Source organism: uncultured Thiocystis sp., assembly GCF_903866365.1.
Classification (GTDB): Bacteria; Pseudomonadota; Gammaproteobacteria; order Chromatiales; family Chromatiaceae; genus Chromatium.
The window spans coordinates 1-14,018 of record NZ_CAIPNF010000497.1; the positions used below are offsets into that span (position 1 = coordinate 1).

Genomic DNA, 14,018 nt, shown 5'->3' on the forward strand with positions numbered 1-14,018 from the left:
ATCCGGGCGTGGTTCGGGAATCAGTTGGATCCGGCCCGTGCTTCTGAACTGCGGGAGCGTTTGCAGGCGGCGGGGGTACCCATTTAGAGGGCTCAGGAGGGCTTCGCCAGTTGCAGCGAATGTGAGCAGACGACGGATGATTGCGCGCACGGACAGGCCGCCGCGCTCTGAGTTGCAAAGAATGTGAGCACAGCCCGGAAGATAGAATCAACTAATCCGAGCAGGAAAAGCCTGATGATTGCGCGCATCGGCTCGGATGATTGCGAGCGGCTACAGATAGTGATACAGTCCCAGGCTGGCACCCAGAATCACGGCCACGCACAGCATCACGGATAGCGTCAGCCGCGCACCAATCCCAAAGAACCGCGCCCTCATTGGACTCGGAGACCTTCGATGTCATCCGAGATGGCGTTGATCATGCCCAGACGGCGCAACTCCTTGCCGACCCGCTCGATATCCGCGCGGCGCAATTGCCAATCCCAACCGGCCTCGCCTGGCGAGCCCATGATCGCGCGCACTTGTTCCAGCATCCAGCGCTGATGTACACGATTGGCCGGAATACGTTTCGCCCGCTGGTACTTGAGCACAAGCTCTATCGTGCCCTCGGGATCCGCAAAGGCCCGTTCCCAGCCACGCCGGGTGGCGGCTATGAAGGCATCGATCACGGCGGATTTTTCGTGCCGAGTCTGCTCCAGCACATAGAGACCATCCTCGGGGAAATCGATTCCATATTCAGATAGCCGGAACACCGTGAGATCTTCCGGCTCCAGACCCGCATCGATCAGCCGGTGATACTCGTTGTAGAGCATTCCCGACATGGCCTCGACTCCGCCGCGCAGAAAAAGATTGACCGTGACCGACTGCGGAACGCGCTTGACCTCCAGCGCCTGTGCCCGTAGCAGTGCTTCGACGGGCAGGGAGGGATCACCCCTCCAGATTCCGACACGCCGACCATTGAGATCGGACAGGCGATGCACACCCGAGCCGGCGCGCGCGATCAGTACCACCGAGGAACGCTGAAACACTTGCCCGACATTGACCAGGGGCAGACCCTCGGCGCGGGCCTGGATGGCCGTCGACAGCCACAGGATCGACAGGTCCGCCTCGCCCGCGCGCAGGGCTTCGAGCGGTGAAAGCGCATCATCCATATCCAGGATGCTGGTTTCGATCCCAGCCTCGCGGTAAAAACCACGCTCGAGCGCAACATAATAGCCAGCGAATTGGGCCTGCGGCTGCCAAGCGAGCATCAGCCGCAGGGGCGTTGGCGCCAACGCCGCACTTTCGGTTCCGGCCAGGGTCTGCGCCGCGCTGAACAGGGCCATCAGCAGCAACCAACCTCTGCCGCAGTGGCCCCACCGCTCAATCATGCGCGACACCGCCGGTATCATCAGTTCCTCCGCGAGAAACCCCGTCCGAAAGGCGCGGGGAGGTCGTTTACTCAAAGACTTGTGAGAAGTTGTCAGCGCCGTAGGTGCGGCTTTAGCCGCATCGAATGCCGGGTCGTCGGCGCCGATGCGGCTAAAGCCGCACCAACGGGTTTGTCAGATGCGGCTAAAGCCGCATCGACGGGTTTGTCAGTGGCCTGACAAACCTCCGCCTTGCGGCGGAGGTCGTTGCCCGGCCGGCTGTTGTATAACCAGCGTGGTCAGATTGCGTCCCTGCTCGCGCCGGCAGCTCAGTTCACTCACCATTTGACGGGTCAGGAACCAACCCAACCCCCCGATAGCGCGCTGCTCCAATGTCGTCGACAGCACGGGTTCGGGTTGGGTCTCGGGATCGAAGGGCTGTCCATCGTCGAGCACATCGAGCACGAAACGATCTGAGCCGGGACATACACGCAGCTCGATTTCGCCTGGCTGGCCAGTGGGATAGGCATAGTGACAGATATTGACGAACACCTCCTCAAGCGCCAGTTCAAGACGCCCGGCGAGACGTGGATCGAGTCCGGCCTGCTCGGCCAGCGATTTCAGGAATGTACGCGCTGCGAGCAGGTTGTCGAGGGTGGCGGATAGACGCAGACGCGCGGAGGTCATGATACGCTGATCTCAGCGAGTGCCTCCGGCATGGAGTCGCACACATGAAAAAGTGACAGCAGACCAGTCATCTCGAAAATTTCGCGTACGCCGGGCTGGAGATTGACATAGATCAAGCTGCCGCCATGCGCCATCAGCGGCTTGGTCGTGTTCAACAAGGCGCGCAAACCGGCGCTACTGATATAAACCAAGGCGCCGAAATCCACGACCAGACGCTGCGCGCCTGCGGCAATCACGCGATTGAGCCGCTGCTCGTAGTCAGGCGCGGTCAGCGCGTCGAGCTGACCGGAAACCTTCAGGACGTGAATATTCTCTTGGAACGTGACTTCTATATCCATGGCATGAAAACACTCATAGCCGAACAGTGAACGATCAGGGTGATTGATTGGGGGAGGTTGGCGCCTCCCGTTTCTGCAAGCGTGATCGCAACGCCTGCTCCAAGGCGTCCAGTTGAGTCTCCAGACTAGCATCGACCACGCCAATCTCGGTCTCGAGGATGGCGTCGCCCCGCCCCAAGCGTGGATCGGGAAACACCTCGACCATTCCGAGACCGTGATAACCGACCAGCAACTCATGCAGCCGCTGGCGTAATGGTTCGGCGAGCGCCGGACAGACCCGGATCGTTGCCTGCGGCTGATTGCGCACCACCTGCAGCGCCTGACGCACCACCCGCACGGTGAGATCGGTCTCCTCGAACTCACCAAGGATCTTGCGTACCGCAGCCATGACCAGATCGACGACCTTGTGCTCGACCACGCCAAGATAGTCCACCGCGTACTCGACGGTTTCCAGCATCCGCGTGGCCATCTCCAAACGCGCCTGGGTCAGTCCCTGCTCATACCCGGCCTGGCAGTGCGCCACCTGCTCGCGCTCGGCCTCGGCGCGCGCATCATCGGACTCGCGCCGCGCATCTTCGAGTATTCGAGCGGCCATGACAAAGGTTTGATAGTCCGCCTGCTTCAGCAGACGAGTGCCGGGAGCCAGCGTTAATGACGTATTCGTCAAGCGAATAAAGGGATCCATGCGGGCGGTAGCTCCCGAAGCAGTTTGCGCAGGATGGGCGGCAGCGCGCTCGAACGCGGCGCCCGAGCAGCGTTCAGCGTAGGCGCCCAATCCACCGGCAGCTTCAACGCCAGACGCTGGGTCAGCGCCAGGTCCAACGCGCCAAGTCCCTGGAGTGCGCAAAAGCGCGCACCGATTAAAGCAAAGCGGGTCGCGGGATCGGCATCCAGCTGGCGCGGTTCGGAGTCGAAGGCGGGAATCTGCCCCAATAGCGGCGTCTCGCAGGTGACGAAGCGCCAATCCTCCGCGCTCAGCGCCGCCTTGAGACGACGCCGTCGCTCGCCGGAGAGTTCGAGCCGCAATTCAGACGAGCGCAGCGCCAGACCGAGCCGCCGCAGCAGATGTTCGAGCCAGGGACCATCGAGCAACGCCAGACGCGCCCAGGGATTGGCGAAGTCTTCAACATAACAGCCGTCGAGCGCCAGACACGTCAGTAAATGGCGCGAGAGTTCGCCGCGTGCGCGCGGCGAGCCACGCAAATGCCCGAGCATCTCGCCGTGCGGCAGCCACTCATACCAGGAGTCGTGCATATAGTGCGCCGGCTGTGTATTGAAGATCAGGGCCCGTTCGCACCAGATCGCCTTTGGCAGACCTAGCCTGACGTCAAGCATCGTGGCCGATTTTCATCACTGTCGAGCGTCGCATTCGCCACCAGAGATAGGCGCTTGCGCCGGACGATAGGATCAACAACAGCCCCAGCAGAACAGCGACCCAAAGCCAAGGCGAGATGTTCGAGGTCTCCAGTTGCGACCCGAAGCCCGAGATTCGCGGCGTCTCATGATGCGGAAAGAGCGCAACTGAGATCTTGTCGTAACTCAGACCATCGACGCTGTTCTGCACCAGCGTCTTGATGCGCGGGATCGCCTCCTCGATCTCCACGCCGGGCAGATACTTCACGAACACCGAGGCCGAGGACGGCGCTTGCGGCTGTCCGAACACCGCCGCCTCCGGCAGTACGATGAGCACCCGTGCCGAGAGCACACCATCGATTTGCGTCAACGTTTCAGCAAGCATCTGCGACAACCCGTAGGTATAGCGCACCCGCTCCTCCATCGGCGAGGAGATCAGCCCCTGTTTCTGGAAGATCTGTCCGAGATCAGAGAACTGCTCGCGCGGAAAACCCTGCCGGCGCAGGATCTCGATGGCGTACGCCACTTCGGTCTTGGGTACGCTGATGGTCACGAACTCCTTGGCGCGGCTCTTGGTCGCGGCGATGTTGTGGCCCAGCAGCACGGCCAGGATCTCGTTACCCTCGCGTTCGGAGAGATTGGAATAGAGTTCGATCTGTTGACAGCCTGAGACCAGCAGCGCCAGAAGGCCGATCATCAAGGCGCGAACGAGCCGCGATTGCGCATTCTCTCGCCGGTTAGGCATGGCTCATTGGCTCTTGAGCAGCGTGTTGATGTTTTGCTCAAGCTTGCTCGCCACTTGGCCAATCAGCTGAGCGCCAAGCGTGACCTGAGCGACTTGCATCTGTAGCCCGAGCAGATCCATGGGGGTTAGATCCGCGCGGTTGGCCAGGGTGTCGAGTTCGACACCTACCGCGCGATACTGGCCGCGCAGGTGCTCCAATCCGCGCAGGATCAGGTCGCCCGGCGCCGAGATCCGCTCGCTTGCCGGGGCGGCGACTATGGGCAGAACGATCACTGACGGCTCCGGCACACCCTGCAACGCGACCTGAAAACGCGCCTGATCGACCGCGTTGACTGCCGGCATGTTCGCGGGAGCCGATGGTGCTGGCACGGATGCCAAGGCCGTTGCTGGCACACTGACATGAAAGGCAATGGAGTCGATCATGGTTGTGGGCGCTCAAAACGGCATGACGCGCCCCACGGCCAACAGCCGCGCGTCGGCCGAATGAGGCGAGGCAGCATTAGGCGATGGGCGTTGCAAGCAAATTTTGCGAAAGCCGCAAGGCATCTTCATCGCCATCCTGACCATTGATAGCGGCGTACAAGATTTGATTGCGCTCATTGGCGCGGCCCTGTTGATGGAGCGCCAAACCCAGATACGCGAGCGCCAAAGTACTGTTTGGATTGGCTTTGAGCGCCCGCTCGCGCAGAATGTACTCAGCGCCATCCGCATCGCGCTGACCTAATCGGACTAGCGCATGGATCAGATAGGGGCGCTCGCTCTCGGGACGCAAGACGACCAACGCCGCGACCATTTTCTCAGCGTGATCGATCAGGCCACGACCGCCCGCGATCAAGGCGAGCTCGGCCAACAATTTGATCGAATCCTCGTCCATATCCATTGTATTAGTGACCCTCGCAGAATGCCCGAAACCGTGTTTGACTAGATTTTTTGGATAATTCCCTGGGCGGTCTGCTTGACATCGCTGACGATCGCCGATGCCAAGCTAGCCATCTGTTGATATTTGCTGATATCCAGCCCCATGTTCAGGAGCTGCCCCTGATCCGAAGCGTCAAAGTCGGGACTATCCATCCGCGCTTGCAGATCGCCCGCCTTGGCGCTGAGCGCACTCATGAGGGAACCGACATTAAGGCCGCTCATAACGATTCTCCAGTCTAGGTTTAAAGTTTGTGGCTTGATCGCCACACCGTCTCGACAACCTTGCTCGCCGACTCAAAGCCATGATAAATCGTATTCAATTCGGCAAACTCCGCCGGCGTCGCTCCGGCATCCATGTGTCGCTTGACCGCGCGCGCGGCGGCGTCCAATCGTTGCAACAGCGCATCGCGCTCATGGCCATCGATATCGTCGCGCAACCGTTGCTCGATCCCGAACCAGGGTTCATTGTCCAGTTCCTCGGTCATTCGCCTTTACTCCAACATGGAAGGTCTTGCGTTCCGCGCCATCGAACGCGATCACGCGATCAAACTGGATCTCCTCGACCATATAGCGCCCATCGATCAACTGTCCCTTGGTTAACCGTTCACCATCGCCCAGAACCGCATAACTGATTCGATTGGCTCCGATCAAGGTTCCAAGGATCAGGATCGGCGGATCACGAGCGGTTTTCACCGCGACCGAAGCGGGTCTGGAAGCTGAAACCGCCGACCTCTCGACCAGCAGAATATTCGATTCTAAGGCGCGAAGATCCGGATAATGCGTGGCGAGCCCGTCACGGATCACCTCCCAGCGCGCCATCTCCTGTGTGTCCAAGCGTCCCGCGATCACGGCGGGAAAGAGATCGGATGTGATGACGAGTTTGCGTTCCAGATGCGCCGTGCGCAACTGTTCGCGCAGATCATCGAGAAACAGATCGACCGACTGAAACGCATTAGAGACATGGCGCACTCCGGGTACATCCGCGTGAACCGTGTTCACGACCTGATCCGAGGTCAATCCCGAACGCAGCCATCCATGCAGTCGTACCTCTCCATTCCCAAGATACTCATAGCCGAGTAACCCCGCGCCGAGCTGCTCCAGCGTCAGCGCTAACAGTTCACGGATCCGCTCCTCGGGCCACAGCCGATTATCCACGCGCTGCCCATCCGCAATTAACGCCGCCGTCACGCGATCCCGCATGGCCTGCGTCTCGCAGTAACCGCTGAGAACCAAAACCCCATCGGTGCGTAAACGGATCTCGATGCCAGCCAAGCCCATGGATGCGGCGAGCGTGTGCGCACGCTCGGCCCGGCGATCAGGCGGGTCAGCGGTCACCAGCGTGTGATCGCTGCCGCGTCCCGAAATGAAGAGAGACCAGGATGCGAAGACCAGAATCAGGAGACCAAGCAGGGCGACAATCACCAACCTGCGGCGCCCGCCGTCGCGACCAGCCGCGCCGGCATGGGATGGGCTTGGCGCACCCTCGTCGCTAGTCCCCGCGCCATCTGCCTGGACGATTGCCGAATCCTGTCCGCCTGTCACGCCGACTTCCGCAGTGGGCAAGGCATGGAGAGCGGGTTCTGTCACGCATAGTTCCAGCCAATTCGTTTCCGGCGATCCCAGCGCTATCTCCAACCCGCTCACCCGAAGTCGCCTAGCCGATGCGATCTCGATGGAATCACCTGGATCGAGCCGTCGCTCCTTCAACTCAATAGGGCTGTCCAGCGACTGAAGATGGATGCGTTCCCCTTGGACTCGCACGAGGAAATGCCGGGGGGCGACCCGTTCATCCCACAGCACGATGTCACAGCCATCGTCGTGACCGACGGTATAGCTGCGGCCATCCAGCAAGGACATCCCGGCCCCTTGCTGAATACCCGTCAGCACACGCAGAACCCATCCCGAGCACACGCATGCGGATTCCAGCTCGTCCATCAGGATGGTCATCTGCGGTTATCCGCCGTCATGGAAACAAGAAATACGGCATGGCCGGAGTCTTCATGCGTGGCTCTTCGGTTAATCGCTCGGTCCAGAGTTCTAGTTGGTTGACAAAGGCCTCGAGCGCGACTTCGAGCCTATCGAGCGTCAGGCCTGATCTCGACAGCCGTCTGAACAGGATGAGATCCCTACTGTCCAGGGTGAGCGACAAGACCTCCTCGCGGGTGCGCAACTCACCCAGATACGTACCAAGAAGTTCGAGCAAGCGATCCCAGGCACGGTCGTCCCCAGACGGAAGCGGCCCTAGCGAGGCCTCGATCATGACGGTTCCTCCAGTTTGAAACAAAGCGACATCGAACCGGCCATCGATCTCCAATTGGTAAAGGTCGCGTCCATTCACATTCGTCGCTAGGAGTCCCCAACGCTCGCCAAGACGCGCCAACAGATCATCCCTCTCGGTATTAGACCCGCGCATCGTCGTTTCCAAAGTCATGAAATTCGGTTGGTTCCCGATACTGTCGACTGAAATCCCGGCGACCGCCGCGCGATCAAACAAAGATCGCGCCTGCCGGTAACGATGGCGGGCTCGGGTTCTCTCGCACAAAGCCGGTCTGCTCCAGGAGCAGGGTCCGCAGGCGATCGATCTCGAGCGCCAGGTTCTCGACAATGTTCGCTAGCACGATCTCATCGCAACCGCTGTAGCTAAAGCCGTGAACCAGCAGGATCGCTTCGTCATACAGGCTGAGGCCCAGGGCGCCGCCGTGGGTTTCGTTCCCGAGGCAATTCATCTTCAACGCGGCTTTCACGATCAAATCGTCCACCGCTTCATCCATCGTCAAGTCGAGCACCCGGCCCACGATCACAAAGCCATCCTCATCATCCTCGGCTGGCATAAGACTCAGCACGATATCCTCGCCATAGGTGATGGTGCAGATTCGTTGTTCATCGAATTCAAGATCCAGACCCGCCACTTGCCCAAGGCACGAGACCCAGCGTGTGAGAAGAGCAAAATGATCATCCATCCTGACCAACTTCCAATTGCATCATCATTAAAATCAACATCATTGGTCAGCCTTTAAATTCATCTGGATCATCAGTCAAATCAACATCATCCAAACCTTCAATATCATCTTCTTCAGAAATCTTTTTATTATTAGTTTCATTAGAATCATTAGTCTCCAAATCAATCGCGACATTATCATAATTAGATATTTTAGTCTCCGTTGGATATTTATTAGTATTGTTAGAAATAGTATCAAAAATATTCATGGACTTGTTATGGATTGTAAAACTCCCGAGTCCTAATTTATTGATACCAGAGATCGGTTCGCCATGATCGTGGATTCGAATTCCGGGACCGATGCGTCTTGCCGTCTGTAACGAGGTCAGGAACTCCCAGCTTGTTGAAAGTTTATTGGCAAGCGTGGAGTGAGAAACCACGTCGCCTTCCACGCTGGTATTGAAAATCAGATCATTCTTTACCGCGTCATTGATCTTTTGCTGTCCGAGACTTCTTTGGCAGGCAGGAGAAAGGGGTGTTCCGCAATGCGACAATGTTTTCACTCCATGGAAGATACCGGCATAACTGGCCTCTCCGCCGCCCTTGGAGAAACCCTTCACCTCAAGCGTGACGTTCAAGTTATTCTTATTCAGTTGACCGACCACCTCCTTGAGTGCACCCACTATTTCCGCCGCGCGTCGGTAACTTGGCGGTACATGCGCGCCGATAACACCTGATGTGGTGAGGTTTCCAGTCCACTGCTCTGCCTCCATCATTTTCTTATCAAGGAAATTGTCAAGCTTATCGATACCAGATCCGGTTCCTCCAAATACAACGTGGATTTTTGGTTGATGACCCGATGGTACATACGGGCCGGTTTCAAGCAATATTTTGGCAACCAACCCTGTTTTTTTATCCACGATGCCATCCTCCCCAATAGCACCCTTTAAGTGATCCGGCAACGCTTCGCTCATTGCTTTTTTTAAAGCTAAATGTGGGAACTTCAAATTTATACCTTTTTGATCATAATTTTTTTCCACATCTTTCTTGGTGAACTCGTGCAGACCCCTGTCATCCCCGCAGGCGATCTTGACATCCTTGTTCAATTCCTCAAACTTGTTATATCCGGGTATTGTTAGCTTCGAGAGATCAGTCGATGGTGTTACCTTCTCGAACGTCTTGGAATAAACGTTCTTACCGCCAACATTGAGGTTCGCTGTCGGTATCCCTAATTTGCTCGCCAATGCCTGAAGCGGTGCCGGCGCCTTGAGAGAGGACCAAATCTTGCCCGCCAAGGTCTCGGGATTAAAGGACAGGCGAAAAGGATAGGGCAGGATCGCGCCAATGAGATTTCTTAATGTTTCTCCCAGATGCTTGGGAGTGAGAGCCCGGAGACCTGTTGCCAGACCGTGATCGAGCCAAGATGATTTAGAAATATCAACCTGGGTGTGTTGAACCTGGGCGTGGTGAACCGATGTCATCTCAAAGATACTCCACGTTAGGGACACGCATGATCAAACTGTTCCTTCGTCAGTAGGCACGTATTCATGAAAACAATCAATCGCTGCGCAAACATCTCGCCATCCAGGCCGGCGACGGGAAAGTGCGCGGAAAGAACGAACTCCATCTCGTCCGGCGACAGACCGATCGCACCCTGAATTTTCCCGGCCAGGTCGACATTGAGCTGGAGCGCCATTCGCATGGCCTGCCGCATGGCTTGCTCATCGGTTGGAGCTGATCGCAGAGTGCAAAAAAAATGGAGAACGTCATTGGCGTCGAAGGCTCCGATATGCACCAGGAGATCTTTTTCGCACTGCAACGAAACAAACCCGTTGTCTGTGATCGAGGGGGGCGGGACACCAAGCACCTCCGCCAATTCCGCCACCCATTCATGCAGCAGCTGTCTTGTGCTCATGGCTGAGCAGACGATTCCGCAGCGGGTGCTGGAGAGGCGTTCACCAGATCGAGCAAGCCCGTCGCGCGCTCGCGTAATGCCGCGTATTCAGGGCGATCGCCGGACCATTCGATGGTCGCTGTGAGCGCGCTGATGGCCGCATCCCGGTTGCCAAGCGCCAGATGACAATCAGCCGCCAGCAAGGGCGGCTGCGGATCACCGAAATCGATCAGCGTGACATAGGTGTAGGCCTCGATCGCCTGCTCATAGTGCTTGAGCATCTGCCGGCAGGCACCCAAGCCCAGCCAGTGCTTCTTTTCCAGATGATCGAAGAAACACAAAAACTCGAAAATTTTGTTCGCTTGCTCATAGCCACCGCTGGCGTACATGCCGTAACCGACACTGTAAATGGTTTCGAGGTTCTCTTCGCTCAGATGATAGAGATCGGAGAGCGTTTTTCCGTTTTGCACAAAATCCAGTGCGATCTGCGCGAGATCCTCGGCATTGAGATCGATGGCTGGAGCATTTTGGTTAGAGTCAGGGGCATCATTCATGCGATCACTCCGGAAGTCGAACAGGGATCCTTTGATGGATTAGACCAACCACCGATGCGCAGGTCGAAAACGCGCGAGACCGAGACGAACAGGCGGAATGCGGCCATGGTAAACAGGCAATACAACCGTGATGGCGAGTACGCGATCAGGCAAAAATCTTGCTAACTAACCTTTCCTGACTTTGCAAAACCTCGCTCATCGTGTTCTTTGCACCTTGAAGCAGTTCGCTGGCAAGATCTCTTGACTTCAGCCATTCCTCTCGCTGGTTTGCTGCAATCGTCTCCTGGCCTTTTTCTCGTGTCGCCGCCGCATTCTCGAGTTGCGCGCCGAGATTCAGGCCAGCTTCACCGATCTTCGCGGTGCCCTCGAGCACCTTAGCGAAACCTCCGAATCCTCCTTGAACTAACTCCGCCCCCGTCTTGCCTAACTTGCCCCCCCCGGCGGCTCCCCCAGCCAGAGACCCGACGATGTTGGTCGCTCCAGCCAGTATCTGCGCACCACCGGAAACAATTCCCGCCGCGAGCGCCCACCCGGCCGCGCTGGCAGCATGATCGGCCTGTTTTTGGATACTTTCGACCTGCGCCTGCCCCGCAACTCTTGCGGCATCTTGCTGACTTTTCCGCGCATCCACACCAAGCTTGTACATTAGCGCGAGCACTGCAAATAGATCCAGATCCGCAAACTTCGTCATCGTATTGAGCGCGTCGATCGCTTTCTGAAGATCCGCGACCGCAATGGGATCCTTGCCTTTCGGAAGCAGGTTCAATGCATAATCGATCTGGACGTCCGAGTAACCATCGGCCTTCGCGATTTTCTTGACCGCATCAACAAGCTTAGCCTTGTCAATATTCTGGGTTTCCGAAGAGAACTTGGCTTTCTTATCCTCGGTATCCCAGCCGACATAGTCGCTATCTTTGTTATGTTCTTTGAGCGACTGACTAATATGACCGAGACTCGTCATCTGCTCTATCCTCCAATCGATGGCTCATGACCATTTGTTTGCATTGACAGTGCGCATCTTTACATGCTTCGGGGTGGCGTATACCACCGTCGGCGTTAGACAGCCATCTTGGAGATGATCTTTTCCTTGGTGGCACTGGTGCTAGCCAGTATATCCATGCATTTCGAGATCGTTTCCTCCCGCTCCCCAATAAACTTCTTGATCCGCTCTTGATCCTCTTCCATCTGCAGTTGCAGCTTGGTGATATCCGCATCGATCCGGCGTGCATCCACCTGCAGCATCGATGCCTCGTATTCGATCACGCTTTTTTCAACGGTCAGACACCCTTGAGCGATCTGCATCCCGCCGGAAACCAACCCATTGACCAGTTGCACGACGGTTGAGAGGATTTGGGCTGATTTCACCGCGCTGTCGACGACACCAGCGCCTAGGGAGAACGCGGCACTACCCAATGAGGCCACCGCGCTGGCTAACCCCGTCACCATCTGGTACGCAAACAGCGTCCACATAAAGGCCCTTCCTAGGTCGGTATTATTCATCCACTCGTTGGTTGCGGGGATTTCCTTCATCACGGCTAATGTCGTACCAGCAGCCCACGACGCCGTTCCAACCGCCGTGCCCGCAAGGCCAAAGGCGCCAGCGCCAATCAATAGCAACCCTGCGGGTGCGCCCGCGCCGGTGACCACTAAGGCCACGCCGAGAATGAGCGATATCACAGATGTTGCCGCACCGACATAAAGAGCCGCCGCGCCCAATCCGACGCCGATCCATCCGAGCACCTTCATGGCCTCGCCTTTCTGATTGGCCTCCGCCATGCGCTGCCGCGACTCCTCCATTTTCGCGATCCGCTCCTTGTTTCGGACGGTCTGATCCGCGACATTGCCTTTGATTTCATTGATGTTCAACTGCAGCTTGGCGTCCATGATTTTTGCAGTCACGACCATGACATCCAGCATCGTGTCATCGACGTTAAAATTCTTTTTCGGAGGCAGAAGAACTGGAGGAGGTGTTGAAGACCCGTCAGATTTCCCCAGATCCGGTACTTTAGGGTCATCAGCGGGGAGTTTGTAACCGCCCGCTTTTTTCCCTTCTGCCCCGGTATCGCGTTGCAAGATGTCGAAGTTCTCGCTGAACGGTCTTGGAGAAATCTTGGGTGAGTCCATGGTTTTCATTCCAGCCCAATGGATAGTGATCTTAACTGAGGTGATTGCAACATGAGTGCAAATGAACCCCGGTCAATTTGGAAAAACCCGCGCATCCGCTAACCATCGATTTCTCAGCGCATGTTGCCGGTAATTGTTTCATTGAGCTTTTCAAACTTGGATATTAGAGTAGACGCCATAGTGAACGTGTTGTTGATATTATTGGTGTATCTTTGAATCTTTAACTGATCCGTACTACTGGTGCTGCTGATCTCGTCAGAATCCGGCTTTAATCTTTCACTGACCTTCTTTGACAGACCCGCCATGGTTAAATTTGTCCCATCAACAGGGCATCCGCCGGCATAACGGTCAAGAAACTCGGTTATGTTTAGTGTTTCGTCATCCCCAGTCAATTCATTGGTGATTGTTATCGTCTTCTCGGCAGGTTTGATATTTACATTGTCTTTTATCATGTTATTGAATACGGCCATTCCCTTGTTTAAATTCTGAAGTTTGATGTTATTGCTCTGCACCTTCGCCACCTCTGCTGCGCACTTCTCGGACTGAGCGCCGTAGGTTTGGAGTGTGACGATGAAAATCATGTCTTGAAGAGACATTTTGCTTATATCGGTGAAATTAACGCTATTGGCTGCTGTGATTGCGAAATCGCCAGACATAACTGATCTCCTGTTTTCCGCTGTTTTGATGTCTTGATATTTGTTTCTGGAAATCATTGATTGAGCCAGACGCTGTCCGTCGAACTCAAACCGAACTCAAACCAGATTGCGCGTTCGAACCTTGCTCACCCGCCCCGCCATCGCCTGCTGGCGTATCTGTTCAAGGGCGGTCGCCATTTCGGCCTCGAAGGACTCCTGCATCTCGGCGACCTTGGCTCTAATGTCCTCGCGCTCTTCCGGTGTCACATGCGGACTTTCCAGAAAACGCTGGATCGACTCTGCGCTCAGGCCGTTCTCGTCGAGAAACCGCTGATACTGTTCCAGCGATGATTTCGCATCGCGGATCGTGGCGCTCATTTCCGCGATCACGGCTTCATTGCGTTTGATGGTTTCTTCAAGATCGGTCATGTGCTATTCATCCCATAAAAGTCAAAAAAGACACTAAGGCGTGGATCCAATCAAGAG

Annotated in this window: 20 protein-coding genes; all 20 read right to left on the reverse strand. The window is 56.5% G+C overall.

What is annotated here, in order from left to right; all coding sequences use genetic code 11:
- Positions 1 to 371: 371 nt before the first annotated feature.
- Positions 372 to 1,367, reverse strand: coding sequence for an ABC transporter substrate-binding protein (locus QZY07_RS26850; RefSeq protein WP_295409467.1), 996 nt, complete (start codon positions 1,365 to 1,367; stop codon positions 372 to 374).
- Positions 1,368 to 1,574: 207 nt separating this feature from the next.
- Entirely contained in the window at positions 1,575 to 2,033 is a 459-nt protein-coding gene (locus QZY07_RS26855; protein WP_295409470.1) for an ATP-binding protein, read from the reverse strand.
- Complete coding sequence (locus QZY07_RS26860; RefSeq protein WP_295409473.1) at positions 2,030 to 2,371, reverse strand: STAS domain-containing protein; 342 nt, start codon at positions 2,369 to 2,371, stop codon at positions 2,030 to 2,032. Before QZY07_RS26860 ends, QZY07_RS26855 begins: the two co-directional genes overlap by 4 nt.
- A 34-nt stretch (positions 2,372 to 2,405) precedes the next feature.
- Positions 2,406 to 3,056, reverse strand: coding sequence for an HrpE/YscL family type III secretion apparatus protein (locus QZY07_RS26865; protein ID WP_295409476.1), 651 nt, complete (start codon positions 3,054 to 3,056; stop codon positions 2,406 to 2,408).
- A complete protein-coding gene (locus QZY07_RS26870) occupies positions 3,035 to 3,625 on the reverse strand; it encodes a SctK family type III secretion system sorting platform protein (protein WP_295409478.1) in 591 nt (196 codons plus the stop codon). The genes QZY07_RS26865 and QZY07_RS26870 overlap by 22 nt, the downstream gene beginning before the upstream one ends.
- Before the next feature lie 73 nt (positions 3,626 to 3,698).
- Positions 3,699 to 4,469 carry a type III secretion system inner membrane ring lipoprotein SctJ gene (sctJ, locus tag QZY07_RS26875; protein WP_295409481.1) on the reverse strand — a complete coding sequence of 257 codons (771 nt, stop codon included), beginning with the start codon at positions 4,467 to 4,469 and terminating at the stop codon, positions 3,699 to 3,701.
- 3 nt (positions 4,470 to 4,472) lie between these two features.
- A complete protein-coding gene (gene sctI / locus QZY07_RS26880) occupies positions 4,473 to 4,892 on the reverse strand; it encodes a type III secretion system inner rod subunit SctI (RefSeq protein ID WP_295409484.1) in 420 nt (139 codons plus the stop codon).
- A 76-nt stretch (positions 4,893 to 4,968) separates the two neighbouring features.
- Positions 4,969 to 5,349: an HrpB1 family type III secretion system apparatus protein gene (locus tag QZY07_RS26885; RefSeq protein ID WP_363184926.1), complete on the reverse strand. Its 381-nt coding sequence runs from the start codon at positions 5,347 to 5,349 to the stop codon at positions 4,969 to 4,971.
- A gap of 41 nt (positions 5,350 to 5,390) precedes the next feature.
- Positions 5,391 to 5,609, reverse strand: coding sequence for an EscF/YscF/HrpA family type III secretion system needle major subunit (locus QZY07_RS26890; protein ID WP_295409488.1), 219 nt, complete (start codon positions 5,607 to 5,609; stop codon positions 5,391 to 5,393).
- A gap of 20 nt (positions 5,610 to 5,629) precedes the next feature.
- A complete protein-coding gene (locus QZY07_RS26895) occupies positions 5,630 to 5,872 on the reverse strand; it encodes an EscE/YscE/SsaE family type III secretion system needle protein co-chaperone (RefSeq protein WP_295409490.1) in 243 nt (80 codons plus the stop codon).
- The gene (gene sctD, locus QZY07_RS26900; protein ID WP_295409493.1) at positions 5,850 to 7,334 is read right to left on the reverse strand and encodes a type III secretion system inner membrane ring subunit SctD; all 1,485 of its coding nucleotides are present in this window, start codon (positions 7,332 to 7,334) and stop codon (positions 5,850 to 5,852) included. Before sctD ends, QZY07_RS26895 begins: the two co-directional genes overlap by 23 nt.
- Positions 7,335 to 7,350: 16 nt before the next feature.
- Positions 7,351 to 7,881, reverse strand: a complete 531-nt coding sequence (locus QZY07_RS26905; RefSeq protein ID WP_295409496.1) for a CesT family type III secretion system chaperone — start codon at positions 7,879 to 7,881, stop codon at positions 7,351 to 7,353.
- Positions 7,874 to 8,347 carry a CesT family type III secretion system chaperone gene (locus QZY07_RS26910; protein WP_295409516.1) on the reverse strand — a complete coding sequence of 158 codons (474 nt, stop codon included), beginning with the start codon at positions 8,345 to 8,347 and terminating at the stop codon, positions 7,874 to 7,876. The genes QZY07_RS26905 and QZY07_RS26910 overlap by 8 nt, the downstream gene beginning before the upstream one ends.
- A 46-nt stretch (positions 8,348 to 8,393) precedes the next feature.
- Positions 8,394 to 9,806: a hypothetical protein gene (locus tag QZY07_RS26915; RefSeq protein WP_295409518.1), complete on the reverse strand. Its 1,413-nt coding sequence runs from the start codon at positions 9,804 to 9,806 to the stop codon at positions 8,394 to 8,396.
- Between the two features lie 17 nt (positions 9,807 to 9,823).
- The gene (locus QZY07_RS26920; RefSeq protein ID WP_295409521.1) at positions 9,824 to 10,240 is read right to left on the reverse strand and encodes a type III secretion system chaperone; all 417 of its coding nucleotides are present in this window, start codon (positions 10,238 to 10,240) and stop codon (positions 9,824 to 9,826) included.
- Positions 10,237 to 10,773 carry a SycD/LcrH family type III secretion system chaperone gene (locus QZY07_RS26925; protein WP_295409525.1) on the reverse strand — a complete coding sequence of 179 codons (537 nt, stop codon included), beginning with the start codon at positions 10,771 to 10,773 and terminating at the stop codon, positions 10,237 to 10,239. The genes QZY07_RS26920 and QZY07_RS26925 overlap by 4 nt, the downstream gene beginning before the upstream one ends.
- A gap of 145 nt (positions 10,774 to 10,918) precedes the next feature.
- Complete coding sequence (locus tag QZY07_RS26930) at positions 10,919 to 11,734, reverse strand: hypothetical protein (RefSeq protein ID WP_295409528.1); 816 nt, start codon at positions 11,732 to 11,734, stop codon at positions 10,919 to 10,921.
- A gap of 95 nt (positions 11,735 to 11,829) precedes the next feature.
- Positions 11,830 to 12,897, reverse strand: coding sequence for a type III secretion system translocon subunit SctE (gene sctE / locus QZY07_RS26935; protein WP_295409531.1), 1,068 nt, complete (start codon positions 12,895 to 12,897; stop codon positions 11,830 to 11,832).
- A 113-nt stretch (positions 12,898 to 13,010) separates the two neighbouring features.
- The gene (locus tag QZY07_RS26940) at positions 13,011 to 13,553 is read right to left on the reverse strand and encodes a hypothetical protein (RefSeq protein ID WP_295409533.1); all 543 of its coding nucleotides are present in this window, start codon (positions 13,551 to 13,553) and stop codon (positions 13,011 to 13,013) included.
- A gap of 96 nt (positions 13,554 to 13,649) precedes the next feature.
- The gene (locus tag QZY07_RS26945; RefSeq protein ID WP_295409536.1) at positions 13,650 to 13,961 is read right to left on the reverse strand and encodes a hypothetical protein; all 312 of its coding nucleotides are present in this window, start codon (positions 13,959 to 13,961) and stop codon (positions 13,650 to 13,652) included.
- Positions 13,962 to 14,018 lie beyond the last annotated feature (57 nt).